Source organism: Sporosarcina cyprini (assembly GCF_022048975.1).
Classification (GTDB): Bacteria; Bacillota; Bacilli; order Bacillales_A; family Planococcaceae; genus Sporosarcina; species Sporosarcina cyprini.
Map to the genome: position 1 here is coordinate 129217 of NZ_JAKMHX010000017.1, position 25580 is coordinate 154796.

The 25580-nt window shown below is 45.4% G+C and carries 22 protein-coding genes and 1 rRNA gene; 10 read left to right on the forward strand and 13 right to left on the reverse strand.

Annotated features, from left to right (window positions below):
- Positions 1-8 precede the first annotated feature (8 nt).
- Positions 9-206: a DUF951 domain-containing protein gene (locus tag L7D49_RS05450; RefSeq protein WP_238079810.1), complete on the reverse strand. Its 198-nt coding sequence runs from the start codon at positions 204-206 to the stop codon at positions 9-11.
- Positions 207-229: 23 nt separating this feature from the next.
- Positions 230-1102, reverse strand: coding sequence for a mechanosensitive ion channel family protein (locus L7D49_RS05455; RefSeq protein WP_238079811.1), 873 nt, complete (start codon positions 1100-1102; stop codon positions 230-232).
- Positions 1103-1225: 123 nt separating this feature from the next.
- Between L7D49_RS05455 and yyaC the strand changes: the two genes are divergently transcribed.
- Positions 1226-1783 carry a spore protease YyaC gene (gene yyaC / locus L7D49_RS05460; RefSeq protein ID WP_238079812.1) on the forward strand — a complete coding sequence of 186 codons (558 nt, stop codon included), beginning with the start codon at positions 1226-1228 and terminating at the stop codon, positions 1781-1783.
- On the opposite strand, the gene L7D49_RS05465 is transcribed toward yyaC, so the two are convergent.
- From L7D49_RS05465 to mnmE, 7 genes are all read right to left on the reverse strand, one after another.
- Complete coding sequence (locus tag L7D49_RS05465; protein WP_238079813.1) at positions 1775-2482, reverse strand: DUF554 domain-containing protein; 708 nt, start codon at positions 2480-2482, stop codon at positions 1775-1777. The two genes, yyaC and L7D49_RS05465, sit on opposite strands and share 9 nt — an antisense overlap.
- Before the next feature lie 93 nt (positions 2483-2575).
- Positions 2576-3415, reverse strand: coding sequence for a ParB/RepB/Spo0J family partition protein (locus L7D49_RS05470; protein ID WP_238079814.1), 840 nt, complete (start codon positions 3413-3415; stop codon positions 2576-2578).
- Positions 3408-4169: a ParA family protein gene (locus L7D49_RS05475; RefSeq protein ID WP_238079815.1), complete on the reverse strand. Its 762-nt coding sequence runs from the start codon at positions 4167-4169 to the stop codon at positions 3408-3410. Before L7D49_RS05475 ends, L7D49_RS05470 begins: the two co-directional genes overlap by 8 nt.
- A 260-nt stretch (positions 4170-4429) precedes the next feature.
- A complete protein-coding gene (gene noc / locus L7D49_RS05480; protein ID WP_238079816.1) occupies positions 4430-5296 on the reverse strand; it encodes a nucleoid occlusion protein in 867 nt (288 codons plus the stop codon).
- Positions 5297-5435: 139 nt separating this feature from the next.
- Positions 5436-6152 carry a 16S rRNA (guanine(527)-N(7))-methyltransferase RsmG gene (gene rsmG, locus L7D49_RS05485; RefSeq protein WP_238079817.1) on the reverse strand — a complete coding sequence of 239 codons (717 nt, stop codon included), beginning with the start codon at positions 6150-6152 and terminating at the stop codon, positions 5436-5438.
- A 66-nt stretch (positions 6153-6218) separates the two neighbouring features.
- Positions 6219-8108 carry a tRNA uridine-5-carboxymethylaminomethyl(34) synthesis enzyme MnmG gene (gene mnmG, locus L7D49_RS05490; protein ID WP_238079818.1) on the reverse strand — a complete coding sequence of 630 codons (1890 nt, stop codon included), beginning with the start codon at positions 8106-8108 and terminating at the stop codon, positions 6219-6221.
- A 92-nt stretch (positions 8109-8200) separates the two neighbouring features.
- Positions 8201-9586: a tRNA uridine-5-carboxymethylaminomethyl(34) synthesis GTPase MnmE gene (mnmE, locus tag L7D49_RS05495; protein WP_238079819.1), complete on the reverse strand. Its 1386-nt coding sequence runs from the start codon at positions 9584-9586 to the stop codon at positions 8201-8203.
- Between the two features lie 251 nt (positions 9587-9837).
- On the opposite strand from mnmE, the gene L7D49_RS05500 reads away from it, so the two are divergent.
- The gene (locus L7D49_RS05500) at positions 9838-10581 is read left to right on the forward strand and encodes a sulfite exporter TauE/SafE family protein (protein ID WP_238079820.1); all 744 of its coding nucleotides are present in this window, start codon (positions 9838-9840) and stop codon (positions 10579-10581) included.
- A 56-nt stretch (positions 10582-10637) separates the two neighbouring features.
- Here the strand turns inward: L7D49_RS05500 and jag are convergent, their stop codons facing one another.
- The 4 genes from jag to rpmH form a co-directional block, all read right to left on the reverse strand.
- Entirely contained in the window at positions 10638-11453 is an 816-nt protein-coding gene (gene jag, locus L7D49_RS05505; RefSeq protein WP_238079821.1) for an RNA-binding cell elongation regulator Jag/EloR, read from the reverse strand.
- Positions 11450-12220, reverse strand: a complete 771-nt coding sequence (yidC, locus tag L7D49_RS05510; protein WP_238079822.1) for a membrane protein insertase YidC — start codon at positions 12218-12220, stop codon at positions 11450-11452. The genes jag and yidC overlap by 4 nt, the downstream gene beginning before the upstream one ends.
- Positions 12221-12285: 65 nt before the next feature.
- Complete coding sequence (gene rnpA, locus L7D49_RS05515; RefSeq protein ID WP_238079823.1) at positions 12286-12630, reverse strand: ribonuclease P protein component; 345 nt, start codon at positions 12628-12630, stop codon at positions 12286-12288.
- A 114-nt stretch (positions 12631-12744) separates the two neighbouring features.
- Positions 12745-12879: a 50S ribosomal protein L34 gene (rpmH, locus tag L7D49_RS05520; protein ID WP_144926158.1), complete on the reverse strand. Its 135-nt coding sequence runs from the start codon at positions 12877-12879 to the stop codon at positions 12745-12747.
- 534 nt (positions 12880-13413) lie between these two features.
- Here rpmH and dnaA point away from each other — a divergent pair.
- The 8 genes from dnaA (at position 13414) to L7D49_RS05560 (ending at position 25510) form a co-directional block, all read left to right on the forward strand.
- The gene (gene dnaA, locus L7D49_RS05525; protein WP_238079824.1) at positions 13414-14763 is read left to right on the forward strand and encodes a chromosomal replication initiator protein DnaA; all 1350 of its coding nucleotides are present in this window, start codon (positions 13414-13416) and stop codon (positions 14761-14763) included.
- Between the two features lie 166 nt (positions 14764-14929).
- On the forward strand, positions 14930-16066 hold the full coding sequence (gene dnaN, locus L7D49_RS05530; protein WP_238079825.1) for a DNA polymerase III subunit beta: 1137 nt from the start codon (positions 14930-14932) through the stop codon (positions 16064-16066).
- A 97-nt stretch (positions 16067-16163) separates the two neighbouring features.
- Positions 16164-16403, forward strand: a complete 240-nt coding sequence (yaaA, locus tag L7D49_RS05535) for a S4 domain-containing protein YaaA (RefSeq protein WP_238079826.1) — start codon at positions 16164-16166, stop codon at positions 16401-16403.
- The gene (gene recF, locus L7D49_RS05540; RefSeq protein ID WP_238079827.1) at positions 16393-17511 is read left to right on the forward strand and encodes a DNA replication/repair protein RecF; all 1119 of its coding nucleotides are present in this window, start codon (positions 16393-16395) and stop codon (positions 17509-17511) included. The genes yaaA and recF overlap by 11 nt, the downstream gene beginning before the upstream one ends.
- Positions 17512-17591: 80 nt before the next feature.
- Positions 17592-19514, forward strand: a complete 1923-nt coding sequence (gene gyrB, locus L7D49_RS05545; protein WP_238079836.1) for a DNA topoisomerase (ATP-hydrolyzing) subunit B — start codon at positions 17592-17594, stop codon at positions 19512-19514.
- Positions 19515-19580: 66 nt separating this feature from the next.
- Positions 19581-22100, forward strand: a complete 2520-nt coding sequence (gyrA, locus tag L7D49_RS05550; protein ID WP_238079828.1) for a DNA gyrase subunit A — start codon at positions 19581-19583, stop codon at positions 22098-22100.
- Between the two features lie 119 nt (positions 22101-22219).
- Entirely contained in the window at positions 22220-23323 is a 1104-nt protein-coding gene (locus L7D49_RS05555; RefSeq protein ID WP_238079829.1) for an HD-GYP domain-containing protein, read from the forward strand.
- A gap of 635 nt (positions 23324-23958) precedes the next feature.
- Positions 23959-25510: ribosomal RNA gene (locus L7D49_RS05560) — 16S ribosomal RNA — on the forward strand.
- Positions 25511-25580 lie beyond the last annotated feature (70 nt).

The window sequence follows — 25580 nt, forward strand, 5'->3', positions numbered from 1 at the left end:
TTATCGATTCAAATTTCTGCCTTTCCAATCACTTTCTTCATCTTTTTGGCGAACTCATTGCGCGGAAGCATTACACTATGTCCGCAGCCTTCGCACTTAATCCGGATATCCGCTCCCATCCGGATAATTCTCCAGGCGTTCTGACCGCATGGATGAGGCTTTTTCATCTCCACGATATCATTCATTTCGAACTGCTTGTCCTGCATGCTTATCGCCAACTCCTTTCCTTTTATGCTTCATTCAATTTGGTCACCAATGTCGGATAAGGTATTTCAACACCTTGTTGCTCCAAGTATTGTTTCAAGCCGATACTGATCTTTCGGGTTACTTCATACTGACGCATCGGTTTCGTTTCAGCCAAAATCCGCTCAATAACAGCCGCATCCGTAAAATCATGTGCACCAACCAATCTTGGTGCGACAATCAAGTCTTCATCGTTTTTAGCCATCTCAGCCAAGTAATCCGTAATGAGCTTTTCCACTTTTTCTATCCCGAGCTCAAAAGGAATGGTTACATCTACGATAGCCAAAGAGTTTTTCACGGAGTAGTTCACCACTTGCGCGATGCTCCCATTCGGTAAAATGGTGAGCTCCCCTGTGAAGCTTTTAATTTTCGTTGTCCTCAACCCGATCTCTTCTACTTCCCCTTCTGCAGTGCCGATCTTCACGTGATCACCAACAGAAAACTGATCTTCAAAAATAATAAAGAAGCCAGAGATCACATCTTTCACTAAGCTTTGCGCACCAAAACCGACTGCCAACCCAAGAACCCCTGCTCCAGCCAGTATCCCTTTTAGGTCGATTGAAAATTCAGCTAAGACTGCGATGATTGCTGAAAAATAAACAACATACGATAATACATTCTCCAGCAGTCTCAATAACGTTTGTTCGCGCCGTGTATCTTTTCGAAGCGGCCCTTTCAATTTGATACCGAATACACGGCGAATCACCATTTTCCCAATTCTCACTACGATTGCGGCTAAAACGATAATGAATAAGATCTTTAATGCGTGACCTCCTACGGCAATCCATAGCTCTTCGTCTAAAATATAGTTTTCTAGTCTTTCTAGCATTGTCAATGTCTGTCCTACTCCGGCAGCCATTCAATCTCTCCTTTCACCGTATAAATTAAGTTCATTTAGCGTATACTGCCTACACCATTAGTAATTATATAAAAAGGTCGGAGATTTAACGTCTTCCCCCATTTGACCGAAAGGAGATTTCCAATGTCCATCGCCTTATCACCCTCATTTGATTATCGGATTCATTACAAAGAGACAGGCATCGTCTGGAAACTGAGCACGTTCTTTTTGGAACATATTCCGTTTGACAAGCAATCTCTCATTTTCTATTGTATTGGAACTGATCGTTCCACCGGAGATGCACTTGGACCTTTGACTGGCTCCCATTTATCCGAATCCTTGATTTTTCCCTTCCCTGTTGTCGGGACATTGGAAAACCCATTACATGCCCTGAATTTACAAGAGCATCTGGATAAGACGAGGGACGAACATTCCTCTCCTTTCATCGTTGCGATCGACGCCTGCCTCGGTAAAAGCGAGTCGATCGGCCATTTATTATTTCAAGACGGACCTATCTATCCAGGAAAAGCAGTCGGAAAAGAACTGCCTGCAGTCGGTGACTTGTCCATCAAGGGTGTCGTCAATATTTCAGGCTTCATGGAACATGCGGTCCTTCAGAGCACCCGTCTTCATCTATCCTTTGAGATGAGCCGCATTATTGCCCGAGCACTTCAGCTTGCCTACGGACGCCACTCAATGTAGTGAGTGAACGATCGTCACAATGATGGCGACAACGACGATCCCAGGAATGAAGTTCGCCACTCTCATTTTCGTGATGCCTATTAAATTCAAGCCAATCCCGACAATCATCAATCCCCCTGTTGCTGTCATTTCCGAAATAAAAAAGGAAAGTAATTCGTCTGACACGAAACGGCTGATTTGCGTGGCACATAGGGTGATAATCCCCTGATAAAGCAACACAGGAATCGCCGCAAATGCCACGCCAATTCCAAGCGTCGAACTTAATATAATAGAAGTAAATCCGTCAATGATTCCCTTCATAAGTAATACATCATGATCGTTTCTCAATCCACTGTCGATGGCACCAATGATCGCCATAGAACCTACTACAAAAATGAGGGTCGCCGTTACAAACCCTTGTGCGACTCCTGGACCTTCCTTTTTGGCCGGCAGCTTCTTTTCTATCCATTGGCCAAGCCGATTGATCTTTCCATCTACATCCATCCACTCGCCTATAACAGCCCCAACGACAATACTTGTGATGACAATCAGTATTTGGGTGCTTTCAAATGTCATTTGAATCCCAATTGCCGTTACAGCCAGTCCAATCCCATACATGACGGTCTCTTTCATTCGCTCAGGAATATTGTTTAAAAACCTGCCGATGAATGCGCCTAGAACAATTAATAATGCATTCGTAATGGAGCCAAATAAAATCATGATGTCCTCTCTTTCATCGCAGGATTTACGAAATTACATAATCTCACTCTAAAAAGAATACCTATTTTGCATTCAAGCAAAATAGGTATTGATTTATTCACTCAACAACTCAAGAATCCGCTCCAAATCTTCCTCCGTGAAAAATTCGATTTCTATCTTTCCTTTGTTTTTGGTTTTCTTAATGGAAACATTAGTACCGAAGTATTCACGCAAGTTTGATTCTTGTTCTGCAATAAAGATATCTTTTTTCTTTTCGTTTTTTGTTTCACGTGGAACATCTTCATTTAATTTTTGAACTAGTCTTTCTAGTTGGCGGACATTTAGACCTTCCTTTAAAGTCCTTTCCGCAACAGCAAGAATTTGTTCTTTCTTTCGAAGTCCCAATAATGTACGGCCATGTCCCATCGATAATTTACCTTGAGAGATGTACGTACGAATTTTATCCGGCAATGATAATAATCGGATATGGTTTGCGATATGCGGTCTACTTTTACCTAGACGAAACGCCAGCTGTTCCTGTGTAAGTTGCAGGTTATCCATCAATTTTTGATAGGCTTCCGCCTCTTCAATTGGTGTTAGATCTTCGCGCTGCAAGTTTTCAAGAATAGCCATTTCCATTGATTCTTCATCGCTGAGCTGTCGTACGATGGCTGGTATCTCCTCTAATCCTGCCATTTTCGCAGCTCGGAAACGTCTCTCCCCTACTACGATTTCATGGGAAGTACCCACTTTCCGGACAATGATCGGCTGCAAAATACCATGTTCTTTGATGGAGTCGCTCAGTTCTGCAATTGCACATTCATCAAACAATTTCCGTGGCTGATATGGATTCACTTTGACACTCTTCAAACGGATGTGCTCAATCTTTTCCGCATTTGACAGGGATTCTTCAGGAAACAAAGCATTTAACCCTTTTCCAAGACCTTTAGCCATTGTGCACCACTTCCTTTGCCAGCTCTAAATATACTTCTGCACCTCGTGACCTGGAATCATATATAATGATCGGCTCCCCATGGCTCGGTGCTTCACTTAATCGTACATTTCGAGGAATTATTGTTTTGTACACTTTATCTTGAAAATATTTTTTCACTTCTTCAATGACTTGAATTCCTAAATTCGTTCTTGCATCAAACATGGTCAATAATACACCATCAATTTGTAAATTCTCGTTTAAATGTTTTTGCACGAGACGGATCGTACTTAACAGTTGACTCAACCCTTCAAGCGCATAATACTCACATTGTACTGGGATAATAATTGAGTCCGCAGCGGTCAATGCATTGATTGTAAGCAGCCCGAGTGAAGGTGGGCAATCAATGATGATATAATCATAGGATTCTTTTGCATCTTGAATGGCGTGTTTCATACGTACTTCACGTGAAATGGTAGAAACCAATTCAATTTCTGCACCAGCCAATGAAATGGTTGCCGGGATGACTTCCAAGTTTTCCACTTTCGTTGGATAAATTACTTCTTTTATGTTCACGTCATCTATTAACATATCATAGATGCAATGATGGACATCCCCCTTGTTGACACCCACCCCACTTGTTGCGTTCCCTTGTGGATCGGCATCAATCAATAAAACCTTTTTGCCGATATGTGCAAGGCAAGCACTCAAGTTAACAGAAGTGGTTGTCTTTCCGACGCCACCTTTTTGATTGGCGATCGCTATTATCTTTCCCACGCTTGCACCTGCTTTCTCACTCAATGTACAACTCCATGTTCAGAATGATAAACCATTTCTTGTCTAACATATTGGAAATTGTATCCGTATTTTATGAATTCATTACGGATGAAATCCAAAAGGCTAAATAGTCAGCAATTCACTCTATACTAGTTTAACAAAAAAAGAGTTATCATGGTAACGGTTCGCGCAAAAAAACTCCTGCTCACGGATAGCAAGAGTATCTCGCAATGACAACGAGAGTCATAGTATGATAGATTTTATTTTTTCTTTGGGATTTTAACCGTGATTGTATAGAAGTCTTCGGAGTCTTCTTCTTCTGTTTTCACGTCAATTCCGCTTTTCGAAACGAGAGACAATGATTGCCGTATCGTATTCACAGCAATCCGTACATCCTTGCTAACCGATTTTCTCTTTGGGATAGCTCGTTTCTTTTCCTTCGTCTCTTCCTGAGGATTCATTAGCTGCTGAATTCGTTCTTCTAATTGTTTAACGTTCATCTGCTTCTCGAGTGCCTCGTGGAATACTTGTAATTGCAATTCACTATCCTTAATAGGAATTAATGCGCGCGCATGTCTCTCAGATAATTCCTTTGATAGAATTTTGCTTTTTATTTCTTCAGGCAATTTCAGCAAACGCAATTTATTAGCGATCGTCGACTGTCCTTTCCCTAGACGTTGTGCCAAAGCTTCTTGCGTGAGTGAATGCAGCTCCAGCAGTTTTTCATAGGCATAGGCTTCTTCGATCGCCGTTAATTCTTCCCTCTGCAAGTTCTCAATCAAAGCGATGGAAGCCGTTTCCTTGTCGTCTAAATTCCGGACAATTGCAGGAACCTCTTTCCATCCCAGCTTTTTCATTGCGCGGAAACGGCGCTCCCCTGCTATGATTTCATAGCCATCGTTTTCCGCCGTTCGAATGACAATTGGCTGGATTACACCGTGTGTATGAATCGTACGAGCAAGTTCTTCAATCTTCTCTTCAGAAAAAATCGTACGAGGTTGATATTTATTTGGGCGAATTAAATCTATATTTACTTGTTGGACCTTCTCTTGTGGAACTTCCTCATTCTCCTGGAAAACAGGTTCTTTTTCTGTATTTCCGAAAAATCGTGAGAACGTATTTTTCATCCCGGCACCACCTTTATAAGACTGCTCACCAATAATAAGTTAGTTCGTCATAATTATTATATATCCTCTTTATTGGTTATTAAAGAGTAGAATAAGACCCTTCCAAACGGCACGCTTACTTTTGTTTCACGTGAAACAATTACTGAATCGGCGTTTTATTGGGAATGCCTGGCTTCCGAGGATACTTCTTAGGTGTCTTTTTCAATTTACGGAAAACAAAAATATTTCTCTCGCTATCTTCAATCGGTAAGGAGAATGAGTATTTATCTTCCAACTTAGCTCCAAGGACTGAAATGGCTTTTTCCGCATCGGAGAGTTCTTCCTCCGCTGCCGCCCCTTTCATGGAGATGAATCGGCCATTTTCCTTTGCCAGTGGAATGCAAAGTTCCGCAAGAACGGATAAACGCGCCACAGCACGTGCCGTGACCATATCGAATTGTTCCCGATAGGCTGGATTTTGACCAAATTCTTCGGCTCTGGCATGGACAAATCTTACGTTTGTAAGTTCAAGCTGATTTGCCAGCTCGTTCAAAAAGGTAATTCGTTTGTTCAATGAATCCACAATCGTGACAGATAAATTGGGGAAGCAAATCTTTAACGGAATACTTGGAAATCCAGCTCCCGCCCCTACATCACATATAGTTAATTCCCCTTCCATCGGTACGTAAAATGCTGCACTGATGGAATCAAAAAAGTGTTTTAAAAAGACAGATGGCTCATCAGTGATCGCTGTGAGGTTCATTTTTTCATTCCACTCGACGAGTAACCGAAAATAATCGTTGAATTGACCTCTTTGTCTATCGTTCAATTCAATCCCTTTTTCTTGCAATGCTTGTACAAACTGTTCTGGATTCAATTTGACCCTCCTAACACGAATAAAAAAAACTGACGCAGACGTTCCCATCTGCATCAGTTCAATGACTCACCCTGATATTTTCGCAATTTTCCCCTGTTCAATATAAACGAGGAGAATCGAAATATCGGCCGGATTTACCCCTGAGATCCGTGATGCTTGTGCGATGGAAAGTGGCCGGACTTCACTTAAGTTTGTCTTGGCCTCTTTGGCTAGTCCTGAAATGGCATGGTAATCAATGTCTTCAGGTATCTTTTTATTTTCCATTTTTTTCATGCGTTCGACTTGTTGCATCGATTTTTGGATATAGCCTTCATATTTGATGAATATCTCTACTTGCTCCGCGACATCTTCCGGTTTCTCTTCTGCCGGAGGAACGATACGGGCAATTTGGCTGTATTTCATTTCAGGCCGTTTTAATAGATCCGCTGCTTTCATCGGTTCTTTCAATTCGGCTCCTTCTGATTCACGAATGATTTCCTGCACTTCTTCACTCGGTTTGATCGTCACTTGGCGTAGCCGATCGATTTCTTCTTCGATCAATTGTTTCTTCGCAAGGAATGCTTCGTGCCGTTCCTCACTGATCATGCCAAGACGATATCCGATTTCAGTCAACCGCAAGTCTGCATTGTCGTGACGCAAAAGCAAGCGATATTCAGCGCGCGATGTGAGCAAACGGTACGGTTCGTTTGTTCCTTTTGTCACAAGATCATCAATCAGTACGCCAATATAAGCATCTGATCGGCTGAGGACTACTTCATCTTTGCCGAGGACACGGCTTGCTGCATTGATTCCTGCCATGATCCCCTGTGCTGCGGCTTCCTCATAACCGGAGGTTCCGTTAATTTGCCCTGCCGTATACAGATTGCGGATCTTTTTTGTCTCCAAAGTCGGCCAAAGCTGCGTCGGCACAATCGCATCGTATTCGATTGCGTAGCCGGCACGCATCATTTCCGCCTTTTCCAGACCTGGCACACTCTCAAGCAACTTCCGTTGAACGTGTTCTGGCAAGCTGGTCGAAAGACCTTGTACGTAATATTCTTTCGTATTTCTTCCTTCTGGTTCCAGGAAAATTTGGTGGCGTGATTTATCGGCAAAGCGGACGATTTTATCCTCAATGGAAGGACAATAGCGTGGTCCCTTCCCTTGGATCATTCCCGAATACATAGGTGACAAGTGGAGGTTTTCATTAATGATTTCATGGGTGGCCGGTGTTGTATAGGTTAACCAGCAAGGCAATTGATCCATGATGAATTCAGTCGTTTCATAACTGAACGCCCGTGGAACGTCATCCCCTGGCTGGATTTCCGTTTTGCTGTAATCGATTGTTTTGCCGTTGACACGCGGTGGCGTTCCTGTCTTGAAACGCACGGTTTCAAGTCCAAGCTCACGCAAGCTGTCTGCAAGCCCGATAGACGGCATTTGGTTATTCGGTCCGCTTGAATATTTCAAGTCACCGATAATAATTTCGCCGCGCAAGAAAGTTCCCGTCGTGATAATGACCGTTTTTGCACGATAGATGGCACCGATTTGTGTGATAACACCTTTCACTTCATCATCTTCCACAATCAGTTTTTCGACGACGCCCTGGTGAAGAGTCAAGTTGTCCTGCTCTTCCAGCGTCCGCTTCATTTCTTGCTGGTAGAGGACTTTATCCGCCTGAGCCCGAAGTGCCCGGACAGCTGGTCCTTTCCCTGTGTTCAGCATACGCATTTGAATATGCGTCTTATCAATCACTTTTGCCATCGCTCCGCCAAGTGCATCGATTTCACGAACGACAATCCCTTTAGCAGGACCGCCGAGTGAAGGATTGCACGGCATAAAAGCGATCATATCAAGATTCATCGTTAGTGCGAGTGTCGATGCACCCATCTTCGCTGAAGCCAAAGCCGCTTCTACACCGGCATGGCCTGCTCCGATGACAATACAATCGAACGTGCCTGCTTCAAATTGTGGCATGTTCGTTCATCCTTCCTATAGTTAAAGTAGTCCTTGGCTCATGCGTAAAAATAACGTTATATGATGAAATAAGAGGCGGAATGTCTCCGCCTTTATTTTCCTAAACAGAACTGGGAGAACAATTGGTTAATCAAGCTTTCTTGCACTGTATCCCCTACAATTTCCCCGAGTATTTCCCAAGTACGTGTGACGTCGATTTGAATCATATCAACCGGAACATTCGCTTCTGCCGCTGCAATGGCATCTTGAATTGTGGCGTGTGCCTTATGGAGAAGAGCGATATGCCGTGCATTGGAAACGTACGTTAAATCCCCTGCTTCAAGCGAACCTTCAAAGAACAATTTGGAGATTGCTTCTTCGAGTTCATCGACGCCTTCTTCTTTCATTAATGAAGTGGCAACAATTTTGGCGTTTTTAACGAAATTTTCGACCTCAGAAAGATCAAGTTTTCGAGGAAGATCCGTTTTGTTGACCACAATGATTCGATCCATGCCCGCCGTCGCTTCAAAAAGCCGCTTGTCTTCTTCCGTAAGTTCCTCAGAACTATTGAGGACAAGGAGAATCAAATCAGCTTCCTTTAGTACTTGGCGAGAACGTTCCACCCCGATCCGTTCAACGATATCTTCCGTCTCCCGAATGCCGGCGGTATCTACGAGGCGTAAAGGAACACCCCGTACATTGACGTATTCTTCTATAATATCACGAGTCGTCCCCGCAATGTCGGTAACAATCGCTTTATTTTCTTGTACGAGACTGTTCAACAGTGAAGACTTCCCGACGTTCGGCCGACCGATGATAACCGTGGATAAACCTTCCCGCAAAATTTTCCCTTGGGAGGACGTGCGAAGCAGCTTGTCGATCTCCTCACTCACCCATGAGCATTTTTCAATCATTAACGGAATGGTCATTTCTTCGACATCGTCATATTCCGGATAGTCGATGTTCACCTCGACTTGGGCCAATGTTTCTAATAAGGCTTGGCGCAAATCCCCGATCAGCCTGGAAAGCTTTCCATCCATCTGATTCAGAGCGACATTCATGGCACGATCTGTTTTTGCCCGAATCAAATCCATGACGGCTTCCGCTTGAGACAGGTCAATCCGCCCATTCAAGAAGGCTCGTTTCGTGAACTCGCCTGGCTCGGCAAGACGCGCTCCCTCTTTTAGAATGAGTTGCAGCACCCGCTTCACTGCAACAAGGCCGCCATGGCAATTCACTTCGACTACATCTTCCCGAGTGAATGTTTTGGGTGCCCGCATGATGGAAACCATTACTTCCTCGATCACCTCTTCAGTCGAAGGATCGATCAGATGTCCGTAATGGATTGTATGTGATGGTTCATCCGCCAAGTTTTTCCCTGACGGCGAACGAAAAATGCGACTTGTCAGTTGGATAGCTTCGTCCCCACTGAGCCGGACGATGGCGATGGCTCCTTCACCCATTGGTGTGGATATCGCAGCAATAGTATCATAATGCATTTTCTTCACCTCTCCGACTTTGTTATGCACATGTGGATAACTATTTTGGACATGACTATCTAACGTAATATAATATCATAAAAGCTCGTTTTCTCCTAGTATCCACACCAAAAAATGTGGATAATTCGTCTGATGGAAATAGAAAATAAATGGAGGTGGCTTTCTCATTTCAAACGAAATGCGGAAAAGTCGCCGCTATACCATGTTATACTGTAGGAATTGAATATTTATTCATCGATTGGGGGCTCGTTATGGCGATTGTTTTAACCATGTTAGCGCTTGGCGCCATACTCGGTTTTATAGGAGCTGGGGGAGCCGGATTCATCATCGCCGTATTGACGTTGGTCTTTCATGTTCCAATCCATGCGGCGGTGGCCACTTCTTTGACGGCGATGGCTTTTACGAGTCTTTCGGGGGCTTTCAGCCATTACCGGGAGGGCAATATTGCAATTAAAGCCGGTTTATTGGTTGGCAGTTTTGGTGCCGTCGGGGCCTTTATCGGTTCTAAGCTGGCAGTCTTTATTCCAGAGCAGAACCTTCATTATTTTACAGGCGGCATGCTGTTATTTTCGGCAGCTCTCCTCGTCTTCCGGTTATTTTTCCTTCATCCTAAGGAAGCTGGGCGCAATGACAGCCGTTATTCAGTCTTTTTAGCGAAAACAGTTGCACTGGGCATCATCACTGGCCTGCTTTCGGGCGCATTTGGCATCGGATCGACTCCCTTTATTCAGCTCGGGCTTCTTACGTTTCTCGGGCTTAGTTTACAGCAATCCGTCGGCACAACGATGCTTGTCATTGTTCCCATTGCGATTGGGGGCGGCATCGGCTACTCCACTGAAGGTCTGCTCCATGCCAAGTTGCTGTTGCAAGTACTCGTCGGCACAATGATTGGAGCGTACATTGGGGCAAAATTTACGAATATCGTTCCAAAACCGGTTTTAAAAGCTGCAATGATTGCCACTCCGACAGTCAGCGGATTGCTCCTGCTCTTTTAATATGAAAAGCCTGCAAGGACACTCGGTTATCACGAGTATTCCTGCAGGCTTTTTCATTATTTCATCGGTTCAATGACCAAGTAACGGTTTGGATCTGTACCTTCTGAATACGTTTCAATATCCAGCCGGTTGGACAATGCGTTATGGATGACTTTGCGTTCATAGGAAGGCATCGGCTCCAGCTGCACTTTCCGTCCCGTGCGAATGGCTTGGTCTGCCATCCGTTCCGCCAGCTGCTCCAGCGACTGTTCGCGTCTTTCGCGATAATCGCCGACATCCAGGCGGATGACTTTGAATTGTTCCGCATATTTATTCACAACGAGCTGGCTAAGTTGCTGAAGGGAATTGAGTGTCTGTCCCCTCTTTCCAATTAAAAAGGCTGCTTTCGAGCTTTCCAAGTGGAATGAAATGTACTTTCCGTCATTCTCATGTTCGATCTTCAAATCCTGGATTCCCATGTCTTCCGCGATTGCGAGCAAGTACTTTTTTGTCTCCTCGATCGCTTTGTCGTCCGACACTTTCTTCGATGACTCCGTATCCTCGGCTAGAGCATCCGTTTCAGCATTCATTGGTTCAATCGATGTGCTCAACTGCTCTGCCGGGTTTGCCGGTTCCGTTTCTTTTACCTGCTCCGTCTCTACTTGCGCCTTAGTCACCGTTTCTGCAACGACTGACTCTGCCGCTGGTTCTGGAGTTTCTTCTGCTTTCACCGTGACAACGACTTCTGCATCCCGTGCACCGATTCCTAGAAATCCTTTTTTACCGGGATCGACAACTTCAACCTCTACCTGATCCCGGGTTACGCCAAGTTCCCGCAAAGCCGCCTCGATTGCCAGTTCGATCGAGGCTCCCTTCCGCGCTACCTTGTTCATTTCCGTTTCCCTCCTACTTTTACAGGTGCCACTTCTTTCTTCTTAAATGGTTTGTAAATGAAGATGTTCTGGATAATTGAAATGATGTTCCCGATAACCCAATACAAAGCGAGTGCTGCTGGTAAAAATGTTCCGAAGATCATGATCATGAAAGGCATGATATACATCATTACTTTCATTTGCGGATTGTCCATCGCAGGGCCAGTCCGTAAAACGATGAATTGCATGAGTCCTGCCGTGATGGCCAGCGTGATGCTCGGTGTGGCAAGTTCAAAGACAAGAAATTTTCCAAGCGCGATTTCTGGTGTTGCATTCATTCGGCTGATCGCATGATATAAGCCTATGATAATCGGCATTTGAATAATGACAGGCAAACAGCCAGCTGCTGGATTAATCTTTTGCTCCGTCATGACCCGCTGCATTTCTTCCCGGTATTTCTGTTGAGTCACAGCGTCTTTTGACTTGTACTTTTCTTTCAAGCCTGCAAGAATCGGCTGCATCTCTTGCATCCGTTTCGAGCTTTGCGCCTGTTTGATCATAAGCGGCAACAGAATCAGGCGGATAATAATAGTAACTGCGATGATCCCGAGTCCATACGTACCCAGCAGATCTTTGAAAGTCACGATCAGTGATACAATCGGCCAAACGATATATTGATTCCAGAAGCCTTCACTGGTCGAGTAGATCGGCTCCTTGAATTCCGAACAGCCGGCCAAAAATACTGACAACACAGTCAGTATTAATAGTAATCCAAATTTCTTCTTCAAATCAGTTCCCCCATATCTGTCCAAAAATGCGTTGATATCAGTTTATCATGAACATTTATAACGTTCTACTTCTTCCTTAACACTTTTGCGATCCGCAAAACGTGCTGCAAGCTTTTTTTCGTTTCGTGAAAATCCAAGTTGGCCGCCTGATGTCTGGCGATAATGACGTAATCCGCATCATTTCTTAGCTCATCCTTCAGCTCGAGAAACGCTTGTCGGATATAACGCTTAATTTGGTTACGCTTAACGGCATTTCCGATCTTTTTTCCGACGGAAAGCCCAATCCGGAATTCGGTCTGCTCCTCTTTCCGCAACACATACACGACAAATTGCCGATTTGCAAACGACTTGCCGCTTTTAAATACTTTCTGGAATTCTTCATTCTTCTTGATCCGCTGCCGTTTTCTCAAGTTGTTCACCTGCTTTTCGTCGATTCTTTCCCTCGACCTATCATTACCTAAGGATAGTGAAATAAGTCGGCTTCTTCCCTAAACGAGAAAAAAAGACCACTGAGGACAGTGGTCTTATGCTGAAAGCACTTTTCTTCCTTTGCGACGACGAGCTGCAAGAACTCTACGGCCGTTTTTAGAGCTCATTCTCGCACGGAAGCCGTGAACTTTACTACGTTTACGTTTATTTGGTTGGAATGTACGTTTCATTTCAAAGACACCTCCTGCATTGTCCATCTACGTATGTGACAGTCTTGAACAGTATAAAGGGCTTGACAGATAAAGTCAACAACTTTTCTGCATCTTTTTATCCTAGTCTCAACTGCCGCTTTGATCTCTTTCTTTGATTCTCTCCTTAGAACGATTGCAAAACCGAAAATTAATTATCCACAATCCTAAAATCATTTCTTCGGGACAACTTGTGAGCAAATTAAAAAGTGATTTTTTTTATGCACAACACTTATCGACAAATTTTTCACATATGAAAAGCTGTGGATAAAACAAATGTCCACAGCTGCCCGCATTGTGAATAACTTATCTAACACCTTGTCATCCTTACGATTCCTTGGTACAATGAAAAAGATTTTGTTGTGAACATTATAAACAAGCCGACTCTTTATCCACAATTGTTAATATGTTGTGGATAATTTTTTCAACACTTTTGGATTTTTGTTATCCACAACGCTGAAAACTGTGTATAATACATATTTCCGAGTAAATTTCGATAGAAAAGGAGGCGCAAGATTGGATCAGTTAGAAAATCTATGGAATGAAGTTTTGTCGAAAGTGGAAGAAAAGATTTCCCGGCCAAGTTTTGAAACGTGGCTGAAATCTACAAAACTCATCTCCTATGGCGAGGAAAACGCGACGATAGCCGTTCCCAATTCATTCGCGAAGGATTGGCTTGAAACTCATTATGTCCATTTGATTACTGGCATCCTGTCCGAACTGACGGGTGAAGATCGGCTTATACAGTTTGTTGTTCCAGAAGAGATGGAACAGCATGATTTTCCTGTGCCAAAACCGGTCGGAAAACAGGTCGAAAAAGTACAAACACCGTCGGCATCTGTCATGCTGAATCCCAAATATACATTTGATACGTTCGTCATCGGTTCAGGAAACCGCTTTGCGCATGCTGCATCACTCGCAGTGGCGGAAGCACCTGCCAAGTCATACAATCCGTTGTTCATCTATGGCGGCGTCGGTCTCGGAAAAACGCATTTAATGCACGCGATCGGCCATTATATTCTGGAGCAGAATCCTGAAGCGAAAGTCGTCTATTTATCATCCGAAAAATTCACGAATGAGTTCATCAATTCCATTATGAATAATAAAGCCGGCGAATTCCGGAATCAGTATCGGAATGTGGACGTGCTTTTGATAGATGATATTCAATTCATTGCTGGAAAAGAACAGACCCAAGAGGAATTTTTCCATACATTCAATACGCTGCATGAAGAATCCAAACAAATTATCATCTCGAGCGACCGGCCTCCAAAGGAGATTCCTACGCTGGAAGACCGTCTTCGATCCCGGTTTGAGTGGGGCCTGATTACCGATATCGCTCCTCCTGATTTGGAGACACGGATTGCGATATTGCAAAAGAAGGCGAAGGCGGACGGCCTGATCGACATTTCGAATGAAGTGATGCTCTATATTGCCAATCAGATCGATACGAATATTAGGGAACTTGAAGGGGCACTCATCCGAGTCGTCGCTTATTCTTCCTTAGTCAATATGGATATCACCCCTGATCTGGCTGCGGAAGCATTAAAAGATATCATTCCAAACTCCAGGCCGCGTACCATTACGATCCTAGATATCCAAAAGGCAGTCGGAGAGCACTTTAATATCCGGCTGGAGGACTTTTCAGCGAAAAAACGGACGCGTGCCATCGCATTTCCACGTCAAGTGGCTATGTATCTGGCCCGTGAACTGACCGATTCGTCCTTGCCAAAAATCGGGTCTGAATTTGGCGGACGGGATCACTCGACTGTCATCCATGCCCATGAGAAGATTTCACAACAGTTAAAAGAGGATCAGGCACTTCAACATGACATCCAAGATTTACGCAGCGCACTTGGACGCGGTTGAGCTGTGGATAAAATAGAATAACTGTTTCACACATGCGCACACTTTATGCACATGTGAATATCTTTTAAAATTAAGAGGTTAAGAAGCTTATACACATATCCACAGGCCCTATTACTACTATTACTGTTTTATTAATAATTAATTCATATATAAGCGAGGGATCGAGATGAAATTTGAGATTATGAGGGATCGCCTGCTAGATGGTCTGACAGATGTCATGAAGGCTATCAGTCAAAAAGTCGCGGTTCCCATTTTGACGGGGATAAAAATCGAAGTAGACGAAAAAGGACTCCGGATGACAGGAAGCGATTCAGATATTACAATCTGTACCTTCATTCCTGTTGAAGAAAATGGGGAGCAGCTCATCCGTGTAATTGAACCAGGAAGTATTGTGCTTCAAGCAAAATTCTTCAGTGAAATTGTTCGGAAATTGCCAACCAATGATGTAACGATCGAAGTTTCAAACGGAACGCAAACTCATATCCACTCAGGCAAATCAGAATTCCACCTGATCGGTTCTAATGCAGATGATTACCCAATCTTGCCGAATGTAAAAGACGATCACCGTTTTTCATTGCCAGCGGATCTGATGAAATCGATTATCCGTGAAACTGTGTTTGCGGTGTCCCAACAAGAAACACGGCCTATTTTGACAGGGGTTCACTGGGATGCGACTGAGGACAGCCTTACATGTGTCGCAACGGATAGTCACCGGCTCGCACGCCGTACTGTACAGCCGGAACAAATGCCTGAAAGCCCGTTCAGTGTTGTCATTCCAGGCAAAAGCCTTCAGGAATTAAATAAAATTCTCCCAGATCACTCGGATCCTGTGGAGATTGTCATTGCAGATCAACAAGTCCTGTTCAAAACAAAGAATGTCTTGTTTTATTCCAGATTACTTGAAGGAAATTATCCGGATACTTCCCGCTTGATTCCTTCTGAATACAAAACATCTGTGACTGTGAACGGCAAAATGCTGCTTCAGGCTATTGACCGTGCATCGCTTCTCGCAAGGGAAGAACGGAATAATATCGTTCGTTTTTCTGCAGATGAAGGTAAAGTACTGGAAATCTCTTCGAATTCTCCTGAAGTCGGGAAGGTTGAAGAGACGGTCGAAGCAATTGACGTAAAAGGGGAAGATTTAAAAATCTCCTTTAGCGCAAAATATATGATGGACGCTTTAAAAGCGATTGATGGACAGGACATTGCCATCCACTTTACTGGTGCCATGCGCCCGTTCATCTTGAAATCCGCCGATAATGATGCCATTCTCCAGCTCATATTACCGGTGCGAACATTTTGATTTTGAAGGATAGTCAATGAGTTGACTATCCTTTTTACTTACGGTCGAAAGTTAGGTAAAATAGAAGGACAGATTACAATGCGAAGGATGGAAGCGAATGGATAAGTTGATGATTGATACTGAATTTGTCACGCTGGGCCAAGTGTTGAAAATGACGAATGCCATCAGTTCAGGCGGCATGGCCAAATGGTTTTTGGAAGAAAATCCTGTTTTCTTGAATGGCGAAGAAGAACGCCGGCGCGGAAAAAAATTATATGATGGCGATCTTGTTAACATTCCTGGTATAGGCCGGTTTAAAATAGTTTCGGATACAAGTGGTCAAACGGATGCACATTGAGCGGCTCGCTTTAACGAATTATCGAAACTATCCTTCACTCGATCTCTCTTTTTCTCCGAAAATCAACGTACTCATCGGAGAGAACGCGCAGGGCAAGACAAATATCATGGAGGCGATCTATGTATTGTCCATGGCGAAATCCCATCGCACTTCGAATGATCGTGAACTGATACGTTGGGAGCAAGAGTATGCTAAAATAGAAGGGGAGATCCAGCGGAAGTATGGTCGGCTTCCCCTAGAATTGACCATTTCGAAGAAAGGCAAAAAAGCGAAGGTCAACCATTTGGAACAAAATCGCCTAAGCCTCTACATTGGACAATTGAACGTTGTCATGTTTGCCCCGGAAGATTTAAACCTCGTAAAAGGCAGCCCGCAGATCAGGCGGAGATTCCTCGACATGGAGATCGGTCAAATCTCACCTGTCTATCTACATGATTTATTGACGTTCCAAAAGGTCTTGAAGCAACGCAATGCCATCTTGAAAGAGAACCGAGGCAAGCTTGATTTTCATGACGTCATGTTTGATATCTACACGGAACAGTATGTTCAGGTTGCGGTGGAAATCATACGCAAGCGTTTTTACTTCATGGAATTGCTGCAAAAATGGGCGGAACCGATTCATAAAGGGATTTCCAGAGGCCTCGAGCAATTAAAAGTATCGTACGGTACTTTAAAAGAACTTGATTCTGGGCAGACTGTGGAAGAGATGGAAAAGATAATCAGCCAAAAATTGCACGAAGCGAAGCGGAGGGAGTTAGAACGAGGCGTCACATTAGTCGGCCCTCATCGTGATGATCTCCATTTCTTTGTGAATGGCTATGATATACAAACGTACGGCTCTCAAGGACAGCAGCGCACAACGGCTCTGTCCTTGAAACTGGCAGAAATAGAATTGGTCAAACAAGAGGTTGGCGAAACACCAGTCCTGCTCCTGGACGATGTCCTGTCAGAACTGGACGACTATCGCCAATCGCATCTTCTGAACACTATGCAAGGCCAAGTGCAGACTTTTGTTACGACAACGAACATTTCGGGGATTGACCACGAAACGATACGGCATGCCGAATTGTTCGAAGTGGATGCTGGCACTGTTTTCAAAAGAGAATAAGAGACCAAAATCCCCTGCTTATGCTAGGCAGGTTCATCGTTATATGTATGGTTCAGAAAGGAAAGGTGAACACGTTGGCAATGGAAGAGAAAGACATGCAGACAGCTTATGATGCCAATCAGATCCAAGTTCTAGAAGGATTGGAAGCTGTTCGTAAGCGGCCCGGCATGTACATCGGGACAACAAGTTCGAGAGGGCTCCACCATCTCGTTTGGGAAATTGTCGATAATAGTATCGACGAAGCGCTCGCAGGCTATTGCGATCACATAGAGGTCACGATTGAGAAGGATAATTGGATCCGTGTAGATGACAATGGACGCGGAATTCCAGTCGGCATTCAGGAGTCCACAGGCCGTCCAGCAGTTGAAGTCATTATGACTGTCCTGCATGCGGGCGGAAAATTCGGTGGCGGAGGGTACAAAGTATCCGGCGGTTTGCACGGTGTTGGTGCTTCGGTCGTTAACGCCCTTTCCGAAGCGACGGAAGTATATGTCAAACTCGATGGCAAAGTCCATTCGATTAAATTCGAGCGAGGCGTTCCGACGCAGGAGCTGACAGTCATCGGCGAGACAGATGAAACAGGAACAACGACCCGTTTTAAAGCCGATCCAGAAATTTTCACCGAAACGACTGTATATGAATATGACATCCTCGCCAATCGTTTGCGTGAGCTGGCTTACTTGAACCGTGGGCTGCGCATCAGCATAACAGATGACCGGGAAGAGGAAAAAAGGATGGACACCTTCTACTACGAAGGCGGAATCAAATCCTATGTCGAGCATCTGAACAAAAACAAAGGACCGATTCACGAGGAACCGATTTTTATTGAGGGTGAAAAAGATGGCATCTCCATCGAAATTGCTATGCAATATAACAGCGGTTATGCGGAGAACATTTATTCATTTGCCAATAACATCAATACGTACGAAGGCGGTACGCATGAGTCCGGTTTCAAGACAGCTTTGACGCGTGTCATCAACGACTATGCCCGCAAAAACAATTTGCTGAAGGAAGCAGATCCGAATCTATCGGGGGATGACGTCCGTGAAGGGCTCACCGCCATCATTTCGGTTAAACATCCAGACCCGCAATTTGAAGGGCAGACGAAGACGAAACTAGGAAACTCCGAAGTGAGCACCATTACGAACTCGCTCTTTTCGGAAAGCTTCCAACGTTTCCTTCTTGAAAACCCAACGACGGCACGACTCGTTATTGATAAAAGCTTAATGGCTGCCCGTGCACGGATTGCGGCAAAAAATGCCCGTGAATTGACGCGCCGGAAATCAGTACTGGAAGTATCCAGTCTTCCAGGCAAGCTTGCCGACTGTTCTTCTCGGGATCCGGCTATCAGCGAACTATATATCGTTGAGGGTGACTCGGCGGGCGGATCCGCAAAAAGCGGACGGGACCGTCATTTCCAAGCGATCCTGCCTCTGCGCGGTAAGATATTGAACGTTGAGAAGGCAAGACTCGACCGAATCCTGAGCAACGCGGAAATCCGTATGATGATCACTGCGCTTGGAACAGGAATCGGAGATGAGTTCGATCTACAGAAAGCGCGATATCATAAAATTGTCATCATGACCGATGCCGACGTCGATGGTGCCCATATCCGGACTTTATTGCTTACATTCTTCTTCCGTTTCATGCGCCCATTGATTGAGGCAGGATATGTTTACATTGCCCAGCCGCCTCTTTATCGGGTGAAGCAAGGGAAACATGAGGAATATTGCTTTGACGAAGTGGAATTAAGAGAGATCCTGAACCGTCTGCCAGAAGTTCCAAAGCCGGCCATTACACGTTATAAAGGGCTGGGTGAGATGGATGCGACGCAGCTTTGGGAAACGACAATGAACCCAGAGGTGCGCACATTGCTTCAAGTTCATCTCGAAGATGCGCTCGATGCCGATTCAACCTTTGAACAGCTCATGGGTGATGAAGTAGAGCCGCGCCGCCGATTCATTGAAGAGAACGCGATGTACGTCAAGAATTTGGATACTTGATAGGCTTGTGATCAGGAAAATCTAGATGGATAAAGAGATTGCCTGAGTTGAAAGGAGTTTGACAACATGGCTGATATGCCGAACCGCGGTGTCCAAGGAATCAATATTAGTACGGAGATGAAGACATCCTTCCTCGATTACGCGATGAGTGTCATCGTGTCCCGTGCACTTCCGGACGTCCGAGACGGTTTGAAACCGGTGCACCGACGTATTCTTTACGCGATGCAGGACCTAGGAAACACAGCTGATAAACCACACAAAAAATCTGCTCGTATCGTTGGTGACGTAATCGGTAAGTATCACCCGCACGGCGACAGTGCCGTATACGACACGATGGTCCGGATGGCGCAGGACTTCAACTACCGCTATATGCTAGTGGACGGACACGGGAACTTCGGGTCCGTAGACGGCGACTCGGCAGCTGCGATGCGTTATACCGAGTCCAGAATGTCGCGGATTGCGATGGAACTGCTGCGTGATATTAACAAAGACACCATTGATTATCAAGACAACTACGATGGGCAAGAGAAGGAGCCGATTGTCCTCCCGAGCCGTTTCCCGAATCTTTTAGTGAACGGTACGTCAGGTATCGCAGTCGGTATGGCTACCAATATCCCTCCACATCATTTGGGTGAAACGATTGATGGAGTATTGGCGCTCGCAGACAACCCGGCTATTACGACCGATGAATTGATGGAGATCATTCCAGGTCCCGATTTCCCTACGGGCGGGATCATCATGGGAAGAAGCGGAATCCGCAGAGCTTATGAAACCGGAAGAGGTTCCATCATCATCCGCGGAAAAGTCGAAATCGAACAGCAAGCGAACGGTAAAGAAACGATCATTGTGACGGAACTTCCGTACCAAGTAAACAAAGCAAAATTGATTGAAAAAATCGCTGAGCTGGTGCGCGATAAAAAAATCGAAGGCATTACTCATTTAGCCGATGAATCAGATCGCACAGGCATGCGGATTGTTATCGAAGTCCGCCGGGATGCAAATTCCAACGTTCTTCTCAATAATTTATATAAACATACTGCCTTGCAATCGAGCTTCGGCATCAATATGCTCGCCTTGGTCGATGGGCAGCCGAAAATTCTGGCGCTTAAAGAAATTCTCTATCACTATTTAGAGCACCAGAAAGTCGTCATCCGCCGCAGAACGCAATTTGATTTGAACAAAGCGGAAGACCGGGCTCATATTTTGGAAGGTTTGCGTATTGCACTCGATCATATCGATGAGATCATTGCTTTAATCCGGGCATCCAAAACGACGGATGAAGCGAAACACGGACTGATGGAGCGTTTCGATCTATCAGACCGCCAAGCTCAGGCGATCCTCGATATGCGTCTCCAGCGTTTGACTGGTTTAGAACGTGACAAAATCGAGTCTGAGTATCAGGAGCTTCTAGTCTTGATTGCTGAATTGCGGGCCATTTTGGCAGACGAACAGAAAGTCGTCGACATCATTAAGGAGGAACTGTTAGAAGTAAAACGCCGTTTTGCGGATGAACGCAGAACGGATATTACGATGGGCGGTTCTGAAATGCTGGAAGACGAAGATCTCATTCCTGTTGAAAATTCTGTTTTGACACTAACCCATAATGGGTACATTAAGAGATTGCCGGCTAATACGTATCGAAGCCAACGCCGAGGTGGCCGAGGCATCCAAGGGATGGGAACAAATGACGATGACTTCGTGGAACATCTCCTGAACACGTCAACCCACGATACGATTCTCTTCTTCACTAGCAGAGGCAGGGTCTTCAAGAAAAAAGGATATGAGGTCCCTGAATATAGCAGAACAGCGAAGGGTCTGCCGATCATCAATCTATTGGATTTTGACAAAAATGAAAAAGTTACAGCGATGATCCCAATTGAAAAGTTCGAGGATGACAAATATCTCTTCTTCGCTACTTGTGGAGGAGTTGTAAAACGAACACCGATCTCTGACTTTGCCAATATCCGGTCCAACGGTCTGATCGCCCTCACACTTCGTGGTGATGACGAACTGATTGGCGTTAGGATGACGAGCGGCAATGAACAGATCGCAATCGGGACGAAAAACGGCATGCTGATCAAATTCCATGAAGAAGACATCCGTGTGATGGGCCGGGTTGCAAGCGGAGTGCGAGGTATCCGCCTGCGGGAAGGCGACATCGCTGTTGGAATGGATACGGTCAGAGAAGGCGATGAAATCCTTGTCGTTACGGAAAAAGGGTTCGGAAAACGTACACCTGAATCAGAATATCGGATTCAAACCCGTGGCGGTTACGGCTTAAAGACGTTGAACGTAACAGAGCGGAACGGCCAGCTTGTCGCCATGAAGACTGTTAATGGCACGGAAGATTTGATGCTTATTACGATTCACGGCATTCTTATCCGGATGGACATTGAGGATATTTCCTCGATTGGCCGGAGCACACAAGGCGTTCGCCTCATCCGTCTTGGCGAGGATGAGCTCGTTGCCACTGTTGCCAAGGTGGAGAAAGAAGAACCTGAAGAGGAAGCAGAGGAATCCGGGGATGACATAACGGAGTTAGAACCGGCTGAAGAGCTTTCGACTGAAACGCAGGATGAAGAATAAATGAAATATTGAAGTTGCTGATTCTGCTATTTGCAGGATCAGCAACTTTTTTCATAGTTTATTCCAAAAATATGGAGTATAATAGTCACAAAGAACTCGAAAGCGGTGAACCAACAGTAATGGAACTCTATAAGAACACGAGCGACTTACGCCCCGGTATCCTATTGAAGGAAGACGTTTTCGTCAAAACAAAATACCCGATCATGCGCAAAGACACGGAACTGACTCCGGAACATCTCTATGCGTTACGAGCATTTGGAGTGACACGGGTGAAGGTCGAAGAGCGGGTGGCTCCAGACAAATTGACTGACGAGGACAAAGATTCCCAAGCCATGTCTACCGCTGACATGCTGAAAAATATGCCCATTAGCCGAGAGACTCTTCGAAAACAATACTATGAAACAGTACGAAATTTTAAAAAGGAGTTCATGGGCTGGCGTTCCGGTGCAAAGGTGGATATCACCAAAGTGCGTCAAACCGTATTGCCCCTTTTGGAATCCTTCGCTACCCGCAAGAATATGTTGATTTCTCTAAATGAATTATCCGAGTCGAAAGATTATTTATATCACCATTCGGTAGGAGTGGGCATCTTGGCAGCCGCAATTAGCAAGCAGCTCGGTTATCCATCTGGAGATGCGTTGCAGGTAGGCCTGGCAGGCGTGCTTGCCGATGTCGGCATGGCAAAAATCGACCCGCAAATAACCGAAAAGTCGGCCTTTCTATCGAGAGAGGAATATAACGAAGTAAAAAAACATACGATTTTCAGCTTTCAAATGTTACAAGACACACCGCTACTACGTAAGGAAATGAAGCTGGCAGTCTTCCAGCATCACGAACGGCTCGATGGCAGCGGTTATCCGAGAGGAGATAAATTGGAGAGCATATCGGTGTACTCACAAATTCTAGCAGTGTCCGATGTTTTCCATGCGATGACGTCCGAACGGATTTATCGTTCCAAGCAATCACCTTATAAAGTACTGGAAATGATTAAGGAAGAGGAATTCGGTAAGTTTGATATTAAGATTGTCCAAGCGCTAGAGAGCTTGATTGGAAATATCTCCATTGGAACAAGAGTGAAATTATCGGACGGCGATATGGGAGAGGTCATGTTCATCCATCGTGATGCTCCGCTGCGGCCGTTGATTAAAAAGCTACCGACCGGTGAAACAGTCGATCTGGCTTCAAAACGTTCACTCTCTATCGAGAAAGTATTGGAGCAGTAATTGAATAGGTATGGCAAGAGCAAAGGACGTATTTGAATGGTAACTGTCTAAAAGAGCAGTTGTACTTGTTAGCATTCTAATTACTATTACGTGTTTTCCTATGAAATAGTAATAGGAAAGCACGTTTTTTATCGCGTTCTAATAGTGAGTTTTAAAGGCGATGCCTGTAGGAATAAACAAAAGTATAAAAATCTAAGGTTTTTCTAAAAAAACTATTGCGAAGAAAATAAGTAACTGGTATAGTAAGTAACGTTGCACTTCACAAAACCAACCAAAAAACATTTAGAAATAAAGTTTTAAAAAGTGTTGACATGAAGTGAACAGAGTGATAAGATATAAGAGTTGCTGATACGGCAACAACAAACATGAACCTTGAAAACTGAACAGCAAAACGTCAACAATAAAGTCTGAACTCGACCTCGTCGGGAAGAGGACAAACACGAATCTTTGGATTCAAAATTGACATCTTAATTGATGCCAGCAAGAAACTCGAGCTATTCGAATTTCTCATACTGGTGGACGAGATGTAGTGCAGTGCTAGGAGACGAACAAGCGAAGGAGGGAGCGTACTACGGTACGTGACCGACTGAGCGAGTGAAGTCAACAACGCAATGCGCTGCAGATCGGTCGCCAGATTTATGGAGAGTTTGATCCTGGCTCAGGACGAACGCTGGCGGCGTGCCTAATACATGCAAGTCGAGCGGACAGATGGGAGCTTGCTCCCTGAAGTTAGCGGCGGACGGGTGAGTAACACGTGGGCAACCTGCCCTGCAGATGGGGATAACTCCGGGAAACCGGGGCTAATACCGAATAATCAGTTCCTCCGCATGGAGGAACTCTGAAAGACGGTTTCGGCTGTCACTGCAGGATGGGCCCGCGGCGCATTAGCTAGTTGGTGGGGTAACGGCCTACCAAGGCGACGATGCGTAGCCGACCTGAGAGGGTGATCGGCCACACTGGGACTGAGACACGGCCCAGACTCCTACGGGAGGCAGCAGTAGGGAATCTTCCACAATGGACGAAAGTCTGATGGAGCAACGCCGCGTGAGCGAAGAAGGTTTTCGGATCGTAAAGCTCTGTTGCGAGGGAAGAACACGTACGAGAGTAACTGCTCGTACCTTGACGGTACCTCGTCAGAAAGCCACGGCTAACTACGTGCCAGCAGCCGCGGTAATACGTAGGTGGCAAGCGTTGTCCGGAATTATTGGGCGTAAAGCGCGCGCAGGCGGTCCTTTAAGTCTGATGTGAAAGCCCACGGCTCAACCGTGGAGGGTCATTGGAAACTGGAGGACTTGAGTGCAGAAGAGGAAAGCGGAATTCCACGTGTAGCGGTGAAATGCGTAGAGATGTGGAGGAACACCAGTGGCGAAGGCGGCTTTCTGGTCTGTAACTGACGCTGAGGCGCGAAAGCGTGGGGAGCAAACAGGATTAGATACCCTGGTAGTCCACGCCGTAAACGATGAGTGCTAAGTGTTAGGGGGTTTCCGCCCCTTAGTGCTGCAGCTAACGCATTAAGCACTCCGCCTGGGGAGTACGGCCGCAAGGCTGAAACTCAAAGGAATTGACGGGGACCCGCACAAGCGGTGGAGCATGTGGTTTAATTCGAAGCAACGCGAAGAACCTTACCAGGTCTTGACATCCCGCTGACCGGCATGGAGACATGTCTTTCCCTTCGGGGACAGCGGTGACAGGTGGTGCATGGTTGTCGTCAGCTCGTGTCGTGAGATGTTGGGTTAAGTCCCGCAACGAGCGCAACCCTTGATCTTAGTTGCCAGCATTCAGTTGGGCACTCTAAGGTGACTGCCGGTGACAAACCGGAGGAAGGTGGGGATGACGTCAAATCATCATGCCCCTTATGACCTGGGCTACACACGTGCTACAATGGACGGTACAAAGGGCTGCGAACCCGCGAGGGGGAGCCAATCCCATAAAACCGTTCCCAGTTCGGATTGCAGGCTGCAACTCGCCTGCATGAAGCCGGAATCGCTAGTAATCGTGGATCAGCATGCCACGGTGAATACGTTCCCGGGTCTTGTACACACCGCCCGTCACACCACGAGAGTTTGTAACACCCGAAGTCGGTGGGGTAACCCTTACGGGAGCCAGCCGCCGAAGGTGGGACAGATGATTGGGGTGAAGTCGTAACAAGGTAGCCGTATCGGAAGGTGCGGCTGGATCACCTCCTTTCTAAGGATAATTACGGAATATGAACCTCCGGTTCATACGTTGACGTTTTGCGTTCAGTTTTGAAGGTTCA

Bases quoted from the DNA above. Each gene is read 5' to 3' on its own strand.
- L7D49_RS05450 (WP_238079810.1), bottom strand. From the start codon at position 206: ATGCAGGACAAGCAGTTCGAAATGAATGATATCGTGGAGATGAAAAAG.
- mnmG (WP_238079818.1), bottom strand. From the start codon at position 8,108: ATGCCACAATTTGAAGCAGGCACGTTCGATTGTATTGTCATCGGAGCA.
- recF (WP_238079827.1), top strand. From the start codon at position 16,393: ATGCACATTGAGCGGCTCGCTTTAACGAATTATCGAAACTATCCTTCA.
- gyrA (WP_238079828.1), top strand. From the start codon at position 19,581: ATGGCTGATATGCCGAACCGCGGTGTCCAAGGAATCAATATTAGTACG.
- L7D49_RS05465 (WP_238079813.1), bottom strand. From the start codon at position 2,482: ATGATTTTATTTGGCTCCATTACGAATGCATTATTAATTGTTCTAGGC.
- L7D49_RS05555 (WP_238079829.1), top strand. From the start codon at position 22,220: ATGGAACTCTATAAGAACACGAGCGACTTACGCCCCGGTATCCTATTG.
- dnaN (WP_238079825.1), top strand. From the start codon at position 14,930: ATGAAATTTGAGATTATGAGGGATCGCCTGCTAGATGGTCTGACAGAT.
- rpmH (WP_144926158.1), bottom strand. From the start codon at position 12,879: ATGAAACGTACATTCCAACCAAATAAACGTAAACGTAGTAAAGTTCAC.
- jag (WP_238079821.1), bottom strand. From the start codon at position 11,453: ATGAACAAGGTAGCGCGGAAGGGAGCCTCGATCGAACTGGCAATCGAG.
- mnmE (WP_238079819.1), bottom strand. From the start codon at position 9,586: ATGCATTATGATACTATTGCTGCGATATCCACACCAATGGGTGAAGGA.
- yaaA (WP_238079826.1), top strand. From the start codon at position 16,164: ATGGATAAGTTGATGATTGATACTGAATTTGTCACGCTGGGCCAAGTG.
- L7D49_RS05470 (WP_238079814.1), bottom strand. From the start codon at position 3,415: ATGGCTAAAGGTCTTGGAAAAGGGTTAAATGCTTTGTTTCCTGAAGAA.
- noc (WP_238079816.1), bottom strand. From the start codon at position 5,296: ATGAAAAATACGTTCTCACGATTTTTCGGAAATACAGAAAAAGAACCT.
- gyrB (WP_238079836.1), top strand. From the start codon at position 17,592: ATGGAAGAGAAAGACATGCAGACAGCTTATGATGCCAATCAGATCCAA.
- yyaC (WP_238079812.1), top strand. From the start codon at position 1,226: ATGTCCATCGCCTTATCACCCTCATTTGATTATCGGATTCATTACAAA.
- L7D49_RS05500 (WP_238079820.1), top strand. From the start codon at position 9,838: ATGGCGATTGTTTTAACCATGTTAGCGCTTGGCGCCATACTCGGTTTT.
- L7D49_RS05455 (WP_238079811.1), bottom strand. From the start codon at position 1,102: ATGGCTGCCGGAGTAGGACAGACATTGACAATGCTAGAAAGACTAGAA.